At 68.6% G+C, this 18723-nt stretch carries 18 protein-coding genes and 2 pseudogenes; 10 read left to right on the top strand and 10 right to left on the bottom strand.

All coding sequences use genetic code 11. From position 1 onward, the window contains the following. Positions 1-119: 119 nt before the first annotated feature. A complete protein-coding gene (locus AB0G13_RS05700; RefSeq protein ID WP_357869385.1) occupies positions 120-830 on the top strand; it encodes a hypothetical protein in 711 nt (236 codons plus the stop codon). Between the two features lie 124 nt (positions 831-954). On the opposite strand, the gene AB0G13_RS05695 is transcribed toward AB0G13_RS05700, so the two are convergent. Next, entirely contained in the window at positions 955-1437 is a 483-nt protein-coding gene (locus AB0G13_RS05695) for a hypothetical protein (RefSeq protein WP_357869383.1), read from the bottom strand. A 279-nt stretch (positions 1438-1716) separates the two neighbouring features. Between AB0G13_RS05695 and AB0G13_RS05690 the strand changes: the two genes are divergently transcribed. Both AB0G13_RS05690 and AB0G13_RS05685 read left to right on the top strand, forming a co-directional pair. After that, entirely contained in the window at positions 1717-2589 is an 873-nt protein-coding gene (locus tag AB0G13_RS05690) for a hypothetical protein (protein WP_357869381.1), read from the top strand. Positions 2590-2759: 170 nt separating this feature from the next. Beyond that, a complete protein-coding gene (locus AB0G13_RS05685) occupies positions 2760-3491 on the top strand; it encodes an SUMF1/EgtB/PvdO family nonheme iron enzyme (RefSeq protein WP_357869378.1) in 732 nt (243 codons plus the stop codon). Between the two features lie 200 nt (positions 3492-3691). Here AB0G13_RS05685 and AB0G13_RS05680 read toward each other — a convergent pair. From AB0G13_RS05680 to AB0G13_RS05665, 4 genes and pseudogenes are all read right to left on the bottom strand, one after another. Next, positions 3692-4584: pseudogene (locus tag AB0G13_RS05680) on the bottom strand (IS5 family transposase). A gap of 299 nt (positions 4585-4883) precedes the next feature. Then, a complete protein-coding gene (locus AB0G13_RS05675) occupies positions 4884-5096 on the bottom strand; it encodes a helix-turn-helix domain-containing protein (protein WP_357869487.1) in 213 nt (70 codons plus the stop codon). A 97-nt stretch (positions 5097-5193) separates the two neighbouring features. Continuing rightward, positions 5194-7470, bottom strand: coding sequence for a catalase/peroxidase HPI (gene katG / locus AB0G13_RS05670; RefSeq protein ID WP_357869375.1), 2277 nt, complete (start codon positions 7468-7470; stop codon positions 5194-5196). Then, positions 7467-7922 (bottom strand): Fur family transcriptional regulator, encoded by a 456-nt coding sequence (locus tag AB0G13_RS05665; protein ID WP_357869372.1) that lies wholly within the window; start codon positions 7920-7922, stop codon positions 7467-7469. Before AB0G13_RS05665 ends, katG begins: the two co-directional genes overlap by 4 nt. A gap of 27 nt (positions 7923-7949) precedes the next feature. Between AB0G13_RS05665 and AB0G13_RS05660 the strand changes: the two genes are divergently transcribed. Continuing rightward, positions 7950-8111 carry a hypothetical protein gene (locus AB0G13_RS05660; protein ID WP_357869369.1) on the top strand — a complete coding sequence of 54 codons (162 nt, stop codon included), beginning with the start codon at positions 7950-7952 and terminating at the stop codon, positions 8109-8111. 240 nt (positions 8112-8351) lie between these two features. Here AB0G13_RS05660 and AB0G13_RS05655 read toward each other — a convergent pair whose 3' ends face one another. The 3 genes and pseudogenes from AB0G13_RS05655 to AB0G13_RS05645 all read right to left on the bottom strand — a co-directional run. Beyond that, positions 8352-8732, bottom strand: coding sequence for a hypothetical protein (locus tag AB0G13_RS05655; RefSeq protein ID WP_357869366.1), 381 nt, complete (start codon positions 8730-8732; stop codon positions 8352-8354). A 227-nt stretch (positions 8733-8959) separates the two neighbouring features. Next, on the bottom strand, positions 8960-9469 hold the full coding sequence (locus tag AB0G13_RS05650; protein WP_357869364.1) for a DinB family protein: 510 nt from the start codon (positions 9467-9469) through the stop codon (positions 8960-8962). Between the two features lie 257 nt (positions 9470-9726). Further along, positions 9727-10128 (bottom strand): annotated as a pseudogene (locus AB0G13_RS05645) (leucine zipper domain-containing protein); the annotation flags it as partial. Between the two features lie 152 nt (positions 10129-10280). Here AB0G13_RS05645 and AB0G13_RS05640 point away from each other — a divergent pair. Next, a complete protein-coding gene (locus AB0G13_RS05640) occupies positions 10281-10742 on the top strand; it encodes a hypothetical protein (protein ID WP_357869361.1) in 462 nt (153 codons plus the stop codon). A 550-nt stretch (positions 10743-11292) separates the two neighbouring features. Here the strand turns inward: AB0G13_RS05640 and AB0G13_RS05635 are convergent. Further along, positions 11293-11802, bottom strand: a complete 510-nt coding sequence (locus AB0G13_RS05635; RefSeq protein ID WP_357869358.1) for a hypothetical protein — start codon at positions 11800-11802, stop codon at positions 11293-11295. A 300-nt stretch (positions 11803-12102) separates the two neighbouring features. On the opposite strand from AB0G13_RS05635, the gene AB0G13_RS05630 reads away from it, so the two are divergent. Together AB0G13_RS05630 and AB0G13_RS05625 are read left to right on the top strand one after the other, a co-directional pair. Continuing rightward, positions 12103-12510, top strand: a complete 408-nt coding sequence (locus AB0G13_RS05630) for a hypothetical protein (protein WP_357869355.1) — start codon at positions 12103-12105, stop codon at positions 12508-12510. 172 nt (positions 12511-12682) lie between these two features. Next, positions 12683-13195 (top strand): DUF402 domain-containing protein, encoded by a 513-nt coding sequence (locus AB0G13_RS05625; RefSeq protein ID WP_357869353.1) that lies wholly within the window; start codon positions 12683-12685, stop codon positions 13193-13195. A gap of 50 nt (positions 13196-13245) precedes the next feature. Here AB0G13_RS05625 and AB0G13_RS05620 read toward each other — a convergent pair whose 3' ends face one another. After that, positions 13246-13902 (bottom strand): Type 1 glutamine amidotransferase-like domain-containing protein, encoded by a 657-nt coding sequence (locus AB0G13_RS05620; protein ID WP_357869350.1) that lies wholly within the window; start codon positions 13900-13902, stop codon positions 13246-13248. Between the two features lie 719 nt (positions 13903-14621). Between AB0G13_RS05620 and AB0G13_RS05615 the strand changes: the two genes are divergently transcribed. From AB0G13_RS05615 to AB0G13_RS05605, 3 genes are all read left to right on the top strand, one after another. Next, positions 14622-15191, top strand: coding sequence for a hypothetical protein (locus AB0G13_RS05615; RefSeq protein ID WP_357869347.1), 570 nt, complete (start codon positions 14622-14624; stop codon positions 15189-15191). 62 nt (positions 15192-15253) lie between these two features. Beyond that, positions 15254-16114: a hypothetical protein gene (locus AB0G13_RS05610; RefSeq protein WP_357869344.1), complete on the top strand. Its 861-nt coding sequence runs from the start codon at positions 15254-15256 to the stop codon at positions 16112-16114. 596 nt (positions 16115-16710) lie between these two features. Continuing rightward, positions 16711-18720, top strand: a complete 2010-nt coding sequence (locus AB0G13_RS05605; protein WP_357869467.1) for a hypothetical protein — start codon at positions 16711-16713, stop codon at positions 18718-18720. Positions 18721-18723 lie beyond the last annotated feature (3 nt).

Raw genomic sequence — 18723 nt, 5'->3', positions numbered from 1 at the left:
CCCGGGGCGGCTGTGGCAACGGTGGGCGTGCCAGGCACCGGATCCTGAGCGGCGGTACGAGCTCTGCGCGGAAAGCGGTGGCGGACTAGGCTCGTGAAGATCCACTCAAGGAGTTGGCCATGCTGAACCTGTCGTCCCCCTCCCCGGCGATGCGTGCCGCCGTCGCGGCCGCGCTGGCCGTCGGTGTCGCCACGTCCATGCCAGCCTGCACCACGGCGACTCCCCCGGCCGAGGGGCCTACCGCCTCGCCGGTGACGTCGACACCCGCCAGCGGGGCCGGCGACACGCCCTCGCCCACCGGCTCCACGCCGACGGACGAGTCGCAGACGGCCAGCCCCGGGGCGGCCGGCGGCGCAGACCCGATCATGCGGGGCGAACGGCAGGTCGTCCTGCGGCCGGTCGGGTCGTTCGAGTCGATCCTGGCGGTCGACGCCAAGGGCCGACTGAACCTGACCGACGGCGACACGGACAAGAGCCTGTTCGTGTTGCTGCCCGCCCACGGGAACAAGTACCAGATCCGGACCGCGAAGGCGCACGGCGGCGGCGAGCCCGACTGCATGGGCCTGCGTGACGACGGCAGCGCCCCGGCGACGGTCGTGGCCACCGCCTGCGATGCCGGCCGGGCCGGCCAGCTGTTCGTCATCGAGAGGACGTGGGAGAAGAGCGAAGGCCGCCCGACCTACACCATCAGCGGCGAGGGCAATGTCCGCCTCCGGGCGACGGATCGGCAGGGACTGGTCGTCGAACGGGTGCGCGAGGGCGACGCCGGTGAGGGCCTGACCTTCGACTTCGTCGACAACGGCGCTGCGCCGGCGGGCCCGGGCGACTGAGCGCCACCGCCCCCTGCGACCGCTGGAGCCGCCGGGTGAGGTGCCCGTCGGCCCACCGCGGCAGCGTTCTTCGCCGGACACGGCGCGGCCCTGGCGCTCGCCGGCACCGACCAGCTCGGCGACGTCATGTGACGCCGGCCGCGGGGGTGGCGCCCTTCCTGGAGGCGGGGCCACCTCGATCACCCCGGCTTGGCCGCCCGGCCGCCGTGCCGAGCAGCTTCCAGTAGTCGCCGGGGCGATCGTGAGCCAGAAGCCATCGCCGGAGCGGTTCGAGCGACGACCGGTGGGACTCGGAGCTGACCTCGTGCCACCGGTAGAGCAGCAGCTCGTGAATCCGAACGGCCTGTGCGGCGCGCTCCAGCACCCAACTGTCCACGGCCCGGACGACGGCGACTTCCTCCGGCTCTCCCCTGAGCAACGCGGTGCAGTCGATGTCGGTGGCGATCTGGACTCCGTCGCCAGCGGCGAGGAGGGAGAACTCGACGGTCCGGTCGCCCGGGCCCACCTCGACCGTCTGCGCGAAGACGAGGACGTCGTCACCCGAAGGCACGAGCATGCCCTCGGCCGCCGCGCCGGGTGGGATCACGTAGTGGACCCAGAACGTCATGAGCAGATGCTAGTGCGCTGTCCATGAACGTTCACCGGTTCGGTGACACGCCGAGTGTCGTCCGTTGATGAGGCGGTAGGGGCTCACTTTCGACGGCGGTGATGGTGCTGTCGAGAGCGGGGTGGGCGGGTTGGCCGAGCCGGTACGGGCACAGCGGTTGACGCGCCGCAGCCGGCCCGCAGGGAGCGACCTGCGGCGCGAGGTGCCGGCCCGCGCTCCCCCGACGCCGACACGGCCGGGGACATCGACTGGCCGGCTCTCGGTCTCCAGAATGGAGTGATGACAGCCGACGCGACCCCACGACGACATCCGCTTCTGCCCGTCCTCGCCGGTTCCCGAGCCGTCCTCGTCGGCCGGGACACCCCCGACCCCGACGCCGACCACGGATTCGGCCACGGCTACGAGTCGGCGGTGGAGGCGACCAGGGCGTTGGCCCGCACCCTCGTCTCCCCGAACATCGGAACGCCCTTCCTCGAAGCGCACACCGAACAGTTCGTGCTCGGGGAGTCCCCCGACGCGGTGATCGACGCCGTGCGCCGGGCCGCCGCGGCGGCGTCAGACACGTTGCTGTTCTCCTACGCCGCGACCGGCCCGGAACACTGGGAGACCCCCGAGGGCGCGGAGCAGTGGACCGAGGATCCGGGCAGCCGGCGGTCCGTGCTCAGGAGGGTCGCCGACCTGATGCGGAACAGTGCGGCCACCCGACTCGTCGTCCTGCTGGACTGCGGTTCCGCGCAGATCGCCGCGCAGCACTTCACCCTGCCGGACCCACCGGCCGATCACCGGCACGGCGCACAGTTGTCGCTGCTGGGCGCTGGCCGGGTGATGCTGTTCGGGAGCGAGATCGACCCATTCACGAGCACCCTCACCAGAGCGCTTCAAGCAGGGGTCGACGGCGGTCCCGAGGCCCTGAATCTGGTGGCGCTCGGCAACGCGGTGCGGGCCAAGTTCACCGAGCTGCGGTACCAGGTCGAGAACGAGTACATTCCGGGAGCGAAACAGCTACTCCTCCACGGCGGCTATGAGGTGGCGCTCGGCATCAATCGGGCCTTTCCGCCTGATGACCGCGACGTCGCCCTGCGGTACCCGCCGCGCTATCCCGGCGCCTTCTTCGCCACCCCCGACGCCGTGAGTGAATTCGAAGGCTACTGACCCGACGACTCCGGGCCCGGGCGCTCCACCATGTCGGATCGGCGCGAGGCACAGTGGCCCGCCGAGGCACCCCCGGGCCGGCTAGGCCGTGTATCGAAGTCGCGACGGTGGGCCCAAGACGGCGGCGCGTCGGTGATCGATAAACCGCGAAGCAGTAGGATCGCTTTCCCGTGGACTTAAGTCTCGACCTGATCCCCGTTCCGGGGGGCGAGGTGACCCTCACCGATCGGCGCACCGAGCGCCGCTGGACCGTGCCGGTCGCGGCTTTCCGACTCGCCTTAGCACCCGTCACCCGAGCCGCTTACGCCATGGCTGGCGGCGGCCTGAGCGGCGCTAACCTGCCGGCGGCAAGCATCTCCTGGTGGGAGGCAATTCGCTTCTGCAACGCCCTCTCCTCGCTCCACGGCCTCACTCCCGCCTACCGCGTCCACGCCGTCGTTCCAGATCCGTCGCCGTCTCCGGCTGGATTGGTCGTCCGCAACGCCCCGCTCCCGCCGGACCGGCAGGTCGCGGATCCCGGCATCACCTGGGACCGTGACGCGGACGGCTACCGGCTGCCGACCGAGGCGGAGTGGGAGCATGCTTGTCGCGCAGGATCCTCAGGCCCTCGATACGGGCCGCTCGACGAGATCGCCTGGTATCGCGGCAACTCCGGCGAACGGGCTCACGCCGTCGGCGGCCGAGCGCCGAACGACTGGGGCCTGTTCGACATGCTCGGCAACGTGTGGGAATGGTGTTGGGACCTCTACGACGCCGAGGTCTACGGCCCTTACCGAGTGTTGCGCGGCGGCGGCTGGTTCGACGAGAAGTGGAGCTGCCGCGCCCCAGTCCGGCGCCGCAGCCATCCCACCCTCAGCCTCGACGATGTCGGCTTCCGCTTGGCCCGCAACCACCCAGGTTGAGGCCGGCGACCTCCGACGAAGCGACTACTCAGGGCTTCTACCGCCGCCCGTGGAGAAGCTGCGGCCCAACGCCTTCGGCGCTTCCAGGAGGAACGCGGTGACTATCCGCGAAGCCCTTTCACTGCGGCAACGGTCAGCCGGCTGCCGATATTTACCGTGCACGCAACGATGTCCCTCTGACCTTAATCCTGAAGGAGGGGCTAAAACCATTCGTTGATAGCGGCGATGTGCACGGTGGCTTCGTAGCGGACGGCGAGTTTGTCGAACCGGGTGGCGACCGCGCGGTTGCGTTTGAGCCGGTTGATCCCGCACTCGACAGCATGCCGCTGCTTGTACAACTCGGGGTCGAAGGCCGGCGGCCGGCCGCCCCTCGATCCGAGCTTGCGCCGGTTGGCGTCCTGGTCTGCCTTGGACGGAATGGTCGCCTTGATGCCACGCCGTCGCAGGTAGCGGCGGGTGCTTCGACTGGTGTACGCCTTGTCGGCCAGGATCCGGTCCGGACGGGTCCTGGGTCGACCGCCGCCGAGCCGAGGCACCCGGATGCCGCCGAGCACCGCGATGAACTGGGGGTTGTCCCCGCGCTGCCCGGCGGTCAGCACGATCGACAGCGGCTTCTGGCCCTGCTCGCAGCCTAGGTGCAGCTTCGTGGTCAGCCCGCCACGAGACCTGCCCAGCGCGTGATCGGCCGGTTCGACCCGCGTCCCGCCCGGCGGTTCCGCCTGCAGATCCCCCTTTTACGCGCGCCAGCAGCATGCTGATGCGCGCGAGCAACCGTCGAGTCCACCGATACGTCCCAGGCGATCCGGCCTGCCGCGTCCGCGACAGCTTGCAGGGCGGTCAGGATCCGCGCCCAGGTCCCGTCGCGCTGCCAGCGCCGGAACACCGCATACCCCGCTGACCAGGATCCATACGCCGGCGGCACGTCCCGCCACGGGGCGCCTACCCGGATGCGCCACCGGATCCCGTCGATGAGCTGCCGTTTTGTCCACTGCGACGGCCGGCCTGGCCTACGACCCGGCGGCAGCAGCGGCTCCAGCGCCGCCCACTGCACGTCGGTCAGGTCAAACCGCCGCGTCACCGCTAAGGTGTCCACGAGGTCCCCGGTGGTCTTCGGTTTTGCTTGGCCGCTAAACCACCTACCGGAGACCTCGTTGTCTATCGATCAACGACACGCGTGACTTCCACCGCCGCCGAACCGACTTCGATACAGGCTCTAGCGCCGTGACCACGAACGTTGACGGTGTTGGGGTCAGGCTACGCGGGTGGCGGGTTGGGCCCATCGTCGTTGGCGTTCGCTGCGAATGCGAGCTCGTTCTCGGCGTTGGGCGGTCAGGACGTCGGGGTGGCGGGCGTTGGCGTTGCGCCAGCGCAGGTAGGCCTGCAGCTTTCGGGTCAGCGCGGGGTGGTTGGGGTGGTTCGAGCCCACTGAGGGTCCAGGCTGGCCATCCCCATCTCGTTGAACCGGTGGATGACCTGCCGGATCGTGTCCTCATCGGCCTGGACCAAGCGGGCCATCGCCGGCACTTGTTCCCACCGGTCGACGCGAGCACGACCATCGCCCGCCGCAGTCGGATCGGCGAGCCACAGCTCGTGGCGCGTGGCCACGAGGTCGCCCTGCCCAGCCCAGGTAACCGGATCCCACGGCGGACGAGCCCCGGCCGATCGTTGACGGATCGGCCGGGGCTCATCGTTCGGAGCCAGGTCAGGCGAGGTCGAACCGGTCGAGTTCCATGACCTTGGTCCAGGCTGCCACGAAGTCCGCCGCGAACTTCTCGCGCGCGTCCTGGCTGGCGTAGACCTCCGCGAGGGCCCGTAGCTGGGAGTTGGACCCGAAGATGAGGTCGACCGCGGTGGCGGTCCACTTCACCTCGTCGGTGGCCAGGTCCCGGATCTCGTACACGTGCTCGTCGGACTCCGACGCCTTCCACCGGGTGCCCGGAGAGAGCAGGTTGGCGAAGAAGTCGTTGGTGAGCACGCCGGGCCGGTCGGTGAGGACCCCGTGCCGCGTGCCGCCGACGTTGGCCCCGAGGGAGCGCAGGCCGCCGATGAGGACGGTCATCTCGGGCGCGGTCAGGTTGAGCATGTAGGCACGGTCGAGGAGCAGCACCTCCGGCTGGGTCTTCTCGCCGGGACGCAGGTAGTTGCGGAACCCGTCGGCGCGCGGCTCGAGGACCCGGAAGGACTCGACGTCGGTCTGCTCCTGGCTGGCGTCGGTGCGGCCCGGGCGGAACGGCACGGTCACCTCGACGCCGGCGTCGCGCGCCGCCTTCTCGACGGCGGCCGAGCCGGCCAGCACGATCAGGTCCGCGAGCGAGATCTTCGCGCCGCCGGCGGAGTTGAACTCCCGCCGGATGCCCTCGAGGGTCTCCAGGACCTTTGCGAGCTGCTCGGGCTGGTTGACCTCCCAGCTGCGCTGCGGCTCGAGACGGATCCGCGCGCCGTTGGCGCCGCCGCGCTTGTCGGTGGAGCGGAAGCTGGCGGCTGACGCCCAGGCGGTGGAGACCAGTTGGGCGGTCGTGAGGCCGGACTCCAGGACCTTCGCCTTCAGGGCGGCGACGTCGGCGTCGCCCACGAGCTCGTGGTCGACGGCCGGCACCGGGTCCTGCCACAGCTGGGGCTCCGGCACCCACGGGCCGAGGAAGCGGCTGACGGGCCCCATGTCGCGGTGCAGCAGCTTGTACCAGGCCTTGGCGAACGCCAACGCGAACTCGTCGGGGTTCTCCAGGAAGCGACGCGAGATCTTCTCGTACGTCGGGTCGACGCGCAGCGCCAGGTCGGTCGTGAGCATCGTCGGCTTGTGCTTCTTCGACGGGTCGTGGGCATCCGGGATGATCGCCTCGGCGTCCTTGGCGACCCACTGCTTCGCGCCGCCGGGGCTCGTGGTGAGTTCCCACTCGTAGCCGAAGAGGATCTCGAAGAAACGGTTGCTCCACTGCGTCGGTACGTCGGTCCACGTCACCTCGAGACCGCTGGTGATCGTGTCCCCGCCCTTGCCGCTGCCGTAGGTGCTCAGCCAGCCCAGGCCCTGCGCCTCCAGCGGGGCGCCCTCGGGCTCGGGGCCCACGTGGTCGTCGGCGACACCGGCGCCGTGGGTCTTGCCGAAGGTGTGGCCGCCGGCGATGAGGGCGACGGTCTCCTCGTCGTTCATCGCCATCCGGGCGAAGGTCTCGCGGATGAAGTGCGCCGCCGCGGCCGGGTCCGCGTTGCCGCGGGGGCCCTCCGGGTTGACGTAGATGAGACCCATCTCGGTCGCCCCGACGTCGGCCGCCATCTCCTTCTCGGAGACGTAGCGCTCGTCGCCGAGCCAGGCGTCCTCCGGACCCCAGAAGATCTCCTCGGGCTCCCAGACGTCCTCGCGGCCGAAGGCGAAGCCGAAGGTCTTGAAGCCCATCGACTCCAGGGCGACGTTGCCGGCGAGCACGAGCAGGTCGGCCCACGAGACCTTCTGGCCGTACTTCTGCTTGACCGGCCACAGCAGCCGGCGGGCCTTGTCGAGGTTGGCGTTGTCCGGCCAACTGTTGAGCGGGGCGAACCGCTGGCCACCGTCGCCGGCGCCGCCGCGACCGTCGTGGATGCGGTAGGTGCCCGCGGCGTGCCAGCTCATCCGGATCATCAGGCCGCCGTAGTGGCCGAAGTCAGCCGGCCACCAGTCCTGCGAGGTGGTGAGGACCGTGACGATGTCCTGCTTGAGGGCCTCGACGTCGAGCTTGGCGAACTCCTTGGCGTAGCTGAAGCTCTCCCCTAGCGGGTTCGCCTTGGACGAGTGGGCGTGCAGCACCGACAGGTCGAGCTGGTTGGGCCACCAGTCCCGGTTGGTGCGCGGACGACCTGCGGTCTTCGGCGTCGGCGAGTCGATCGCCGGGTTCTCGCTCTCGCTGCCGTGCGCGGTCACGGAGTCGTGCGCGACCGGGCAGCCGGCCGCCGCCTTCTTGTCCACGCCCTGCGCGCTGGAGGGGGCGTTGTCCTGCGTGTCGCTCATCTGGTTCCTTCCGAACTGGCGGACCACTGGGAGGTGCGTTCGGTCGCGCAGTCGGGGCAGGTGCCCCAATAGACGACCTCCGCCTCGTCGACCGCGAAACCGTGGTCGTCGGAGGCGGTGAGACAGGGAGCATGGCCGACGGCGCAGTCGACGTCGGCGATCGCGCCGCAGGAGCGGCACACGACATGGTGGTGGTTGTCCCCCACCCGGGACTCGTAACGGGCGGTCGCGCCGGCAGGCTGGATGCGCCGCACCAGACCCGCGTCGGTGAGCGCACGCAGCACGTCGTAGACCGCCTGGTGGGAGACCGTGGGTTGGTCCGCCCGCACCAGCGCGATCACCGTGTCGGTGTCGACGTGCGGATGATCGCGCAGCGCGGCCAGCACCGCCAACCGGGGCCGGGTCACGCGCAGCGAGACCGCCCGCAGCTGGGTCTCGAAGTCGGACGGCACGTGATGAATATAGTCCACTCTTCTGGAATGAATCAGGTTTTGCCTCGGCTCAACCCGCACACCTTCGACGTGGACCTGGTCGCCCATCTGGTGGGGCCGGGTCCGGGCGGCCGGGCGGCCGTCGTGTCCACCACCAGCCCCGTACTGCTCACCGCGCTGTGGCGCTCGTGGCACGGCGACCCGATGTGACGTGAGCTCCCCGGCGGGCGCTGTGTCGGTAGGGCGACACGAACCATTGCCCCACCGCCGATGACAATCGGCAAAACCTTGAGGCTCGCGCAAGTCTAGCTGCCTTGGTGACCTCTTCGGGATCGCCGGAGAGGCCACCAAGCCGAAGAGCCGGGTCAAGGCCTGGCTCGCGGGACCGGCGCCCCAGAAGGTCGAGTCGCTGACAACCCTCGCACGGCCGACCAGAAGCTGTACATCGATCTACACCACGTCTCTTACTGTGCCGATCTCGGGCACGGTGGTCAGGAACGTGGCCGCAGTGGCATTGGCACCCTGCGCCGCGTCGGGCACCCAAAAAGTGAAGGGGTATCCCGCCGGTCGTCGAAGGCGGTCCGCGTCGGCCCGGCCGATCCGATCGCGGCGGTGACGATGACCCCGACGAGGACGGCGGCGTTGAGGATCCCGATGATCCACTGCTGGCGTCAGGGGACGAGCGGCCCCGAGCAGCGCGGTGAGCATTCTGACCACGAGCAGCATCTCGGGCAGCAAGCGGCCGTATCTGGCCGAGGCGGGTTCGATGACGTCGAGCAGTAGACGCGGCAGAGCACCGAACAGCAGGGAGATCTGGAGAAGTGGTCCCACCCACCAGACCTCGGCGGGGTGCAGGTCGGTGAAGCCAACCGCGTGGCCCTGGCCTCAGCCCAACTGCAGGTCCGCGCCATTGAAGAGCCGCACCTGACACGGGTAGCGACACGGTCTACACCGCCAGAAACTGGCCGGTTACCGCCCGGCATCAGCCGTCTCACCACACCATCGGCCGGCGGCACACCGCAGGCCCAGACCACGGACGCGGCGAACCGGGCGGCACTCTAGCTGGCTGCCTCCGATCCCGCGGCGCGGCGGATGTCGAGCAGGTGGTGTTCGCCCTCGTGGAGGGTGTGTCGGCCGAGCCACAGCAGTGTGCGGGCCTGCGGTCGCGGCCACGGGTAGACCCCGGTGCGGGCGAGTTCCACGGGGCCGAGCACGCCGATCCGGGCGGCCAGGTCGTCGGCGGCCGCGCCCAGCGCCGCCAGCACGGTCGCGGGATCCTGCTCGTTGTACGCCTCCGCCACGGCGCGCTCGTCGCGCCCCATCGGGGCGAACTCCGGTTCCTCGACGCGCAGCGCCAGCGCGAGGCGTTCGGCCTGCACGCTGAGTACGTCGCGGACGTGGCAGGCGTACTCCAGCGGCGACCACACCCCGTCGGCCGGACGCCGGCGCACCTGCCGCACCTCGGCGAGGACGGCTGCGTACCGCCCGCCGAGCGTGCGCAGGAGCGACGGCAGTTCGTCGATGGAGACGCCGGCATAGTCGAAGCCGCACTCGTCGCACCGGTCCACAGGCCGAGGCTAGCGGCGTTGCCGCCCGCCGTCACGCCCACGGGCGCCGCGCGGCGCTCGGGGATGGGTCGGCCCGAGAAGGTGGCGGCCGGCACCGCCGACAGGCGCCGTCGAAGGAACGGACCCAGGTGGCCTGGTCAAGTCGCGGGCTTCCGGCCCAGGGCCTTGACCGCACCCGGGCGCGGTGCCGTAAGCATCGGCGCGGCGATCACTTCGTCGCCGAACAGCGGAGCCTTGCCGTTCACATGTAGTGCTCAGCCGTGGCCTACCGGATAGCGACGCACGGGTTCACCGGTTCGCCGGTCGATGTGAGACAGACGGTTGACCCGGCAGCGAGTCAACACCGCATGCACCGTCGAGGCAGGCATGCCAAGGCGGCCGGCGATCTGGACCGGGCCCAGGCGATGTCTCCCCCGCAGGTGCACCACTTTGCGGACCACCGGCTGTGAGGTGCGGGTAGGGCTGTGGTGCGGCCGCGACGAACGGTCGGCCATCCCCTCCGACCCGAGCTCGGCGTACCGCACGGCCCAGCGCTTCGCCGTCGGCCAGGACACGTCACAGCGCTCCGCGGCCCGGGCGACCGGCCATCCCTCATCCACGATCAAACGCGCAAGCCGAGGACGTGCACGAGGGGTCAAAGCGGCGTTAGCGTGGAACACGAAGGCCTCCTGGTTGGCGGAGCGGTTCCTAGACAGCTCCACTCCACAACCGGAGGCCTTCGTCATCACGTCTATCTACGTCGTGTCGTCACACAACCTCGACCAACCTGCCTGGGCAGTACACCTAACCCAACACCTCAAAGGAGCCACCCATGGGATGCGACATCCACGCCTACGTCGAAACCCGCACCAACGGCACCTGGGCCTACGCCGGAGACAACACCTTCCCTGACAACGAGTTCCCCAAAGAAAAGCAGTGCCCGTTTGACGGCGCCCGCGACTACGGCCTGTTCGGGTTCCTCGCCGACGTCCGGAACTACTCCGAGTCGCCGGTCATCGCCGAGCCGCGCGGCCTGCCCGCCGACGTGTCCGCCGAGGTTCGCGCCAAAAGCGACGACTGGAACGTTGACGGGCACAGCCACACGTGGCTGACCCTCGCTGAACTGCTGGCGTTCGACTATGACCAGACGTTCGCCGATCAGCGTGGTGAGGGTGAGCCGCAGGTGAAGACGGTTCGTGGGTTCCTCCACGACTGGTACTTCGGTCGGCTCGACCTGCTGGCCAAGCTGGGTGCCCCGGAGGACGTGCGCATCGTGTTCTGGTTCGACAACTAGCCGGTGGAAGCCCTCATGGCCCCAACTCGACCCCGCGCCGGAGGCATCCGATGACCAACACCCTCGCCCCCCGCCGTCTCGCGCAGCTGACCCAAGCACGATCCGGAGGTAGCCCAATGACCAACACCGCCGCCCGCGCCCGCGCCGCCCACTACTTCGAACGCCTCCGAGCTCCGACGGGCTGGCTGGCTAACGCACTCAACTCGGCACGAGCGGTCGGCTGACTTGTCGGTCTGGCAGGTGCGGCCCCTGACGCCCGTTCGGCGGCGGATTCGTGCGTTCGTCATACAGGGAATCGCGAGGCGCGGTGTCAGCTCAGGGAAGGTCGGGATCTCGATGCTCGGCCACGAAACGCTCGCCCGCTTCCTCGTCGACCAGCAAGTTGTAGACCCGCCATTCAACCGCCCGCCGCCTTGCGCACACGTCGCGGAAGGCGTGCCATGCCGGCAGCAGCCATCGGTGCTCGTAGTCGGGTACATGGCGGACCCCCCAACCACCGTGCCGCCCGGTGCGCGCGATCAGCGCGGCCCTGGCGCGGTGACCTCGGCGGTCAGGACGCCGGGCAGGCTTGGTCCGCGAAAATGGTGAGGTAGATGCCGGCTGGGCTGGCCACCGACCACTGCGGCGACGGCGAGCGGTCGGCGCTGCTGGGCCGCACGTCGACCCGCTGCGTCGGGTTGGACCGCACGATCAGGCGGCTGGGCACGTCCCGCACGCTGCGGCACCAGCTGAGGAAGCTCTCACCATCAACGGCCGGCCCCCGGTCGGGGATCTCCGCGTAACGCCAGCCCGCGGCATCGGCCACCGGGTCGTAGGTGCGTCGCAGCTCCGCGTTGCCCCAGTCCCGATCCGGTCGCCAGGACAGGGAGACCGAGGTGCTCGAGACGTCCTCCTTATTGAGCCGCCGGCATCCCCGGCTGCGGGCCACGTCGCCCACCCGCTGCGCGCCGTCCGGCGTCACCGCCAGGACCGGGTCGTCGGCGTACGCGTCGAGCAGCCCGTCCACGTCGGCCGGGAGGCTGCAACCCGGCACCGGCGAGCCGGCCTGGTCGTCCATCACGGCGCATCCACCAAGGGCGAGCGCTAGGAGTACGACGAGGGAGGCAGTGGAGCGTCGTCTCATGGCCGCACGATAGTGGTCCCGGTTGCGTCCGGCTGCCCCGTCGTCGCCACGATTTCGGCTCTACGTCCGGCCCTCAAGTGCTCTCAACCCCACCCGTGGCGAGCGCTTCGCGGCAGTTGAGGACGTCCGAGCAGCACGAACCTCAACCCGTCCCGGCTGCTTCCCGACCATCGCAACCTGGCGACCCGCCTGCTTTCACTACACTGACGCGGCAGCACGACGAGGGCCGGAGACACCTTGAGCTGGGATGTATTCATCTTCAAGGCGCCACCGCACGCCAACTTGATCGACGAGTTGCCGAAGGACTATGAACCGCCGGTCCTGGCTGCCGCGAGCGATGTCAGGCAGCGGCTAGTCGACAGCTTCCGGGACGTCGACCTCTCCGATCCGGCGTGGGGCCACTTGACCGGGCCCACTTGGAGCATCGAACTCAACATCGGGTCCGACGACCCCGTTGATTCCATCATGTTGCACGTGCGTGGAGGCAGCGCCGACGTCCTGACGGTCATCGCACGGATCGCCGCCTGTGTTGGTGGTCGCGCGCTCGACACCTCTACCGGCGAGTTCCTCAGTGGCCACCCGGCCGAGAGCACTGGCTGGCATGGCTTCCGCAAGTACCGGGATCAGGTTCTCTGTGACGGGTGACGCTGGCGAGACCGGGACCGTGAAGATGCCCGATCAGAGCAACCCGCCGCTCACGGCATGCCCTCGTACGTTGACCGCTCGGCGCACGCGACATGACGAACGCCTCGCGGTAGAAGCAAACGGTCATGAGCCGTCGAGGTGCGGCCACTTCGCCTTTCCCTAGGCTGCTTACGTGAGCAACAGGGAGGCCATCGAGACCGTACGTCTACGCAAGATCAAGCGCCCCGGTGGCGTCTTCTGGTACGACCTCCAGCGCGTCGGACAGGACCTTGATGGGACGTGGCTGCGAGGCCCGGTGGGTTCGGCATGGGGCGCTCCGCATGACTGCGGCACTCTGTCCGTACCCGTTGTGGTGTTGCTGGCAGCGGATCGTCCATGGGTCGCGTGGTGGGTCGGTGATCTCGCTGACCAACGACTGGAAATCGACGTATGCGTTCCACCGGAGGTTACCGACGCCGGCTGGCAGTATGTCGATCTCGAGCTGGATCCGGTGCTTCACGAGCCTGACGGACGGGTCGAAATCGAGGATTGGGATGAGTACGAAGACGCCTGCCGGAACGGCTGGATGGACTCGGACGACGCCCAGCTTGCAAGGACCACGGCGCAGCGCTGCGCGGAGTTGCTCCGGCAGGGGACGGAACCCTGGCTGCGGCGCGGATGGCAGGTGCTTCGCCAGCCGATGTGAGTGGGGCGCCGCGCGCTCATCGGCCAGATCCGGATGGCCGCCCGGGGGCCTCACCCGAACTTCGTCCATTGCCCTTCGGAGACCACCTCGACGGAGCCGTCGACGACCTTGATGGCCGTCTGTTCGTCGATGGCATAGGCCGGGACGCCGAGGTCAGCGGCCCACCGCTCCGCGTCAGCGAGGGTGTTCGCTGGGAAAGCGTCCAGGTGCGGGAAGATCGAGAAGTCGACGACTCCCAGGGTGCGGTCGTCCGGCGCGGACGGCCACTCGACGAAGTCCGTTCCGATACGGGGCGTCATCACCATGCTTCCCGCACTCACGCCCACCCAGACCAAGTCGGGCAGCGAAGGCAGCAGATCGGCCAGCCCGGACGCTCGCATCCAATGACACAGATACGTCGCGTCGCCGCCGTCGACCAGGAGCACGTCGGCCTCCCGGATCCAGGGGACCCATCGCTCCGCGCCGATGGTGGGCAGCGCGGTGAGTTCCAGCACGCCCAACGACTTCCAGCCCAGGTCGCACATGGGTGACGGGCTCCGGCCGGCGATGAAACGCCAGGCCGAGGCGGGGGTGCACATGGGGTGCCCGTACTCAGCTGTGGGAATGCAGAGGGCATTGGCGACGCCGATCGGCTTGCCGAGAAGCTGCACGAGCGCCGAGTGGATGCTGGGGTTCGTGACGCCACCTGATGTAAGCAAGAGCTTCAAGGTGCCTCCGAACTCGCGCGCGGAAGGGTGGATGTGCCTGAGACCAGGCACCGAGCCAGGCTCATCGTAGTTCGGGTCTCCTCTTTCGGAGGTCCCTCAGATTGCCAGGCGCGATCGGCCCCGTACCCGGGTCCTACTCACACAGCACGTGCACCCGACTCAGGCACGCGGGATGCCCATGTCACGACGACCGCTCATCGGCAGATCCGTGCACCTCAGCTGGCGGTGCACGAGCTCTCTGAGTACCTGACCGCGGCGGCACTCGGCGTCGTTGAGATCCAGCCTCCCCGCAGCACGGTGCGCCGGCTGGCCCCCGCACGGCCGGCATCCCGGCCTGGGCCAGGCCAACCACAACCACCATCCGACTAAATCGAGCCAGGGAACGTGAGTTAGCGAGGTGGGTTCGCGTCCAACCAGTTGGTCGGTCCTCCACCACGCCCGAAACCGGTCACAGCGCCGGCAGCCAGTGAGCTACAAGCTCACTACGTCTGCTCGGGGTAGTTGCGATCCTCGCCCGGTCCGAAGACCGGGCACAGCCACAGAGGGGTTCCAGATCCGTGCACCTGACCTTGGCCGACGCGCAGGTCGCGGTGAAGCCGCAGTGCCGCAGTGTGACGTACACCGGACGCCGCGGCTCGGCCAAGCGCAACCGAAGCTGACTCCCTCAGCGGAACGTGCCTGAAAGTGTTGCGTCCTCAGCTGGTGAAAAGACCGTTGGCGTGACCAGTCCGTTGCGTATCGACCGGGTTCTCGGTGATCGGCCCTTCGCCGAGGTCGGTGAGCCTGCCCTTGCCGTCGCCGAGGAGAGTCGTGGCCTGCTGGCAGTGGCGGGCACCTACGAGTTTGTTACTGCACCGGTAGGTGTCTACGACGTCGGTGATCTGGGTTGCCGTGCTCTTCTCCGTTCGGGCTACCCCGTGCACGCGATGGCCTTCCACCCCACGTTTCCCCTGCTGGTGGTAGGCACGGGCCGCTACGACGGCGGCTACTTCTTCGAAGGCGAGTTGCTCCTGATGGACCTGGAGACAAGTACCGAGGTGTCACTCATCGAGCACCCGCTCGGCCGTCAAGTGCTCGCCCTGGAGTGGCTCACCGGCCAGGAACTACGCGTGCTGATGGCGCCGCCTGACGACTGGCAGGACAAAGATGCATGGGCTGAGGGACACGTTGCGGTGGTGCGCCGACGCGATTGGCGAGTCGTACCACCGGGGTCGAGTTGGCCGGACCGCGGGTCGCTGCGCCTCGCTTTGACAGCCGGGAGGACGCCCGCTGTGCGGTCTCCAGTCTGAGCGGGGATTGGGATCTGCGGCGTGACGTCCGTGCGGTCGAGGAACTGTCCGACGGCAGGATCTTGGCGACGCTCGACGGTGCTCAGGCGGAGTCCTGGCTGCTCTCGGGGGATCGGCAGTGGATTGTTCCGGACGACAAGGGCGGCCGTGACATCGTCGTCGCGACCGATGAGCGATCGGTCTGGGTCTGTTTGATGCGGCCCGAGTGGGAGGAACGTCCTCAGTCCCTGGTCCGGCTCTCGCCCGAGGACGGGGCGCAGCTCGAGCAGCTCACCTTGTCCGCCCCGGCGTCTCTGGTGCGCTGCGCCGACGGTCTACCGGCCGTCGCACCCGCCGGGCATGTCGGGGAGCGCAGCAGGCTTCGTATCCGGCGCGGCAGCCGGGTCTATTTTCGGGAGATCGACCGCGAGCGCGAGTGGACGCCCGAACCGAGTGAAGCCTGGCTCGCCGCAGCCGACCTGAAGGATCCGCCGATTGCCGGGCGTCCGCGTGAACCGACGGAGCGGGAGTTCCGTCGCCTGCTCCCGTACTCGTGGACGCCGGGTGAGACACATTTCGCCGGCCCTGGTGTGGAGACCACGGACGGCAGTCTCGTTCACGCCGGCACCGTGTATCACGGCCACGGGTTGCAGCCCGGCGGCTCGTTCGTAGTACGGCGCAAGGTGACCAGTGGAGAGTCGCGCTGGGTTTTCCGGACCGACCGGAAGGCCACCGACCTCGACGCCGACGCGGAAACCGCGTATGTCGCCTACGACGATGGTGAGATCGTCGCACTCGACCTTCATGTCGGCACCGTGCGCTGGCGCCGGCAACTCACCGTTGCAGGGGTGGCCGCCATACCGACCGCGCTGACCGTAGCCGGACCGGGACGTCTACTCATCGGCACTAGCGACGGGCGGATCTTGGACTGTTCGGCCGGATAGCTGCTACCTGTCGAGTCCAGGGTTGGCCACCACCAACCGCCGCCTCCGCAGACAGGCTACGGCGGTGACGCGCACTGATCTCGGCAGTTCCGGTGCCTGCCGGGGCGCCGTCCCCGTTCACGTTGCGTGACGCGCGGATCGCGGCATGAGCGAGCACCTGATCAAGCGCGCGTTCACACGGTCCCTCGGTGCGAGCTGGCGTGCTTGAGAAGTTGTTCGAGATCCGCTACTCGGGTCAGGTCTCAGGCGACCCTCTCGATCTCGGCACGTAGTTCGAGCGAGAGGACACCGATCTCCTCGCAGAGTCGGCGGAGTTGTTGGTGACGAGGAAATCACCATGCGGAGCATGACCCGACCACCCAGGTTTGCCGGTGCCTGGGAAGGCAACCACGGCGTGAGCCGGGATCTGCTCAACGGCGCCACTGGCCAACTGCGGAACTACTGACCGCCGGCTCGGCACCCCACCGCCGTACGCGAATCCGGTCGACTGACCGCCGGCCACCGGCGCCCGTCCGTGACCGTGCGGACAGCCGGAAATGCGTTTCTCCGATTGCAGGCACTTCGTAGGATCTCCGGTGATCAAGGAGGATGACGCAGTGGGCGATTTCCGGCAGTTCGTGACGGATGTGACTTCGCGTCTGTCCGCGATGTCCAAGGGTGAGTTGTACGCCGTCGGCGACGGTCTCGACCGGGACTCACTCTGGCTCACCTTTCTCGATTCCTTCCCCGCCGGCACCAATCTGCGGTTCCGTGAGCGATCCGAGTACGACTGCTCGACCTGCCGCGGTTTCATCAAGCACTTCGGCAACGTCGTCGAGATCCACGACGGGCGGGTCCGTACCGTCTGGTCCGGGGTGTCGGCATCCGACCCGGTCTTCTCCGTCGTCGCCGCCGCTCTGGACGAGTTCGTTCTTACGCTGCCGTTGTCCACCATCTTCCGGTCCACTCAGGCGCAGTACGGGACGAAGACCACCCGAACGCTGCGCGACGGCCAGGTCGAGGTGTGGCACCACCTGCACGGCCGGGTGGAGAAGCGGCATCGCATCGAGGACGTCGGCGCAGCACAGGGCAACTTTGACGCCGCGGTGCAGGTCTTCCAGCGTGGCCTGGCCGAGCTGACCCGGCACGCTCTGGACACCGTCGTCGACCTCGTCGACGACAACGCCCTCTACCGCGGCGCGGAGCATCGCCGGGCGGTGACCGAGTTCCGCTCGCTGCAGAACCGGTGGACCCAGGCGACCGACCGACGTGCCTTCGTCTTCGCCAACGCCATGAACCCGGCGGCCCGGTTCCGCAACACGGTGATCGGCACCCTCGTCCAGGATCTCTCCGCGGGCGTCGACCTGGAGCAGGCGGTCCGGTCGTTCGAGGCGAAGGTGGCGCCGCAGAATTACCAGCGCCCCACGGCGTTGATCACCCCGGGCATGGTCAAGGCCGCCATGAGGACCATTGCCGAGCTGGGTATCGAGGAGTCGTTGCAGCGACGGTTCGCCCGGCTGTCCGACGTGTCGGTCACCAACGTGCTGTGGGTCGACAACGACGCCCAGGCACGGATGAAGGACGGCATCGAAGGGCTGCTCATGCAGGCGGCCACCACCCGGTCGTCAGGTGCGCTCCTTCGCGACGCCAAGCCGGAGGAGATTCCCGTGGTCTCCTTCATGAAGGACATCCTGCCCGGCGCCGCCACCATCGACCTGTGGGTCGCCAACACCTACGAGCCGCACCTCGTCAGCCTCACCACCGGCCGGTGCCCGGCTGCTCCGCGGTTGTTCAAGTGGGACAACGATTTCGGCTGGTCGTACGGCGGCAACGTCACCGACTCGATCAGGGAGAAGGTCAAGCGGGCCGGCGGCAACGTCACCGGCAAGCTGCGGGTGAGCCTGTCCTGGTTCAACCACGACGACCTAGACCTGCACGTGTACGAACCCAACGGCGACCACATCTGGTACCAGGAGAAGCGCAACAAGCTGGACGTCGACATGAACGCCAGCGGGACGCTCTCCCGCGAGCCGGTGGAGAACGTCACCTGGACCGACCGTGTCCCCGACGGTGAGTACCGGATCGAGGTGAACCAATACCGCAAGCGGGACAGCACCCAGGTCGGCTTCGTGATCGAGACCGAGAGCAACGGGAAGATCGAGCATTACAGCCACGAGCGCGCGGTCGGCCACAAGGAGACCGTCGAGGTGGGCCGGATGACGGTTGCCGGCGGGGTGATCACCGCTTTCCGGCCGGGTAAGGACGTGCAGCCGGGCAGTGCGGGCAAGGAGTTGTGGGGCATCACCACCGAACAGTTCGTACCGGTGTCCACCATCATGTACTCGCCGAACTACTTCGACGACAACGAGGTCGGCAACCGGCACTACTTCTTCATCCTGAAGGGGTGCGTGAACGACCAGCCGACGCGGGGGATCTACAACGAGTTCCTCCGCAGCGACCTGCAACCGCACCGCAAGGTGTTCGAGGTTCTCGGCGACCGCACCAAGTGCGAGCCGTCTCCGGATCAGCTTTCCGGCCTCGGCTTCAGCTCCACGGTCCGCAGCTCTGTGGTCGCCAAGGTGACCATGACCGGCGGCCGGCGCCGCCTCATCAGCATCCAGTTCTGAATC

The organism is Micromonospora sp. NPDC023633 (genome assembly GCF_040640035.1).
GTDB lineage: Bacteria > Actinomycetota > Actinomycetes > Mycobacteriales > Micromonosporaceae > Micromonospora.
Note: the sequence above shows the minus strand (reverse complement) of the source record. Positions and strands in the feature narration are given on the sequence as shown.

Excerpts from the sequence above, each read along its gene's own strand:
- katG (WP_357869375.1), bottom strand. The coding sequence starts at position 7,470 with ATGAGCGACACGCAGGACAACGCCCCCTCCAGCGCGCAGGGCGTGGAC.
- AB0G13_RS05690 (WP_357869381.1), top strand. The coding sequence starts at position 1,717 with ATGACAGCCGACGCGACCCCACGACGACATCCGCTTCTGCCCGTCCTC.
- AB0G13_RS05660 (WP_357869369.1), top strand. The coding sequence starts at position 7,950 with ATGAATCAGGTTTTGCCTCGGCTCAACCCGCACACCTTCGACGTGGAC.
- AB0G13_RS05695 (WP_357869383.1), bottom strand. The coding sequence starts at position 1,437 with ATGACGTTCTGGGTCCACTACGTGATCCCACCCGGCGCGGCGGCCGAG.
- AB0G13_RS05700 (WP_357869385.1), top strand. The coding sequence starts at position 120 with ATGCTGAACCTGTCGTCCCCCTCCCCGGCGATGCGTGCCGCCGTCGCG.
- AB0G13_RS05640 (WP_357869361.1), top strand. The coding sequence starts at position 10,281 with ATGGGATGCGACATCCACGCCTACGTCGAAACCCGCACCAACGGCACC.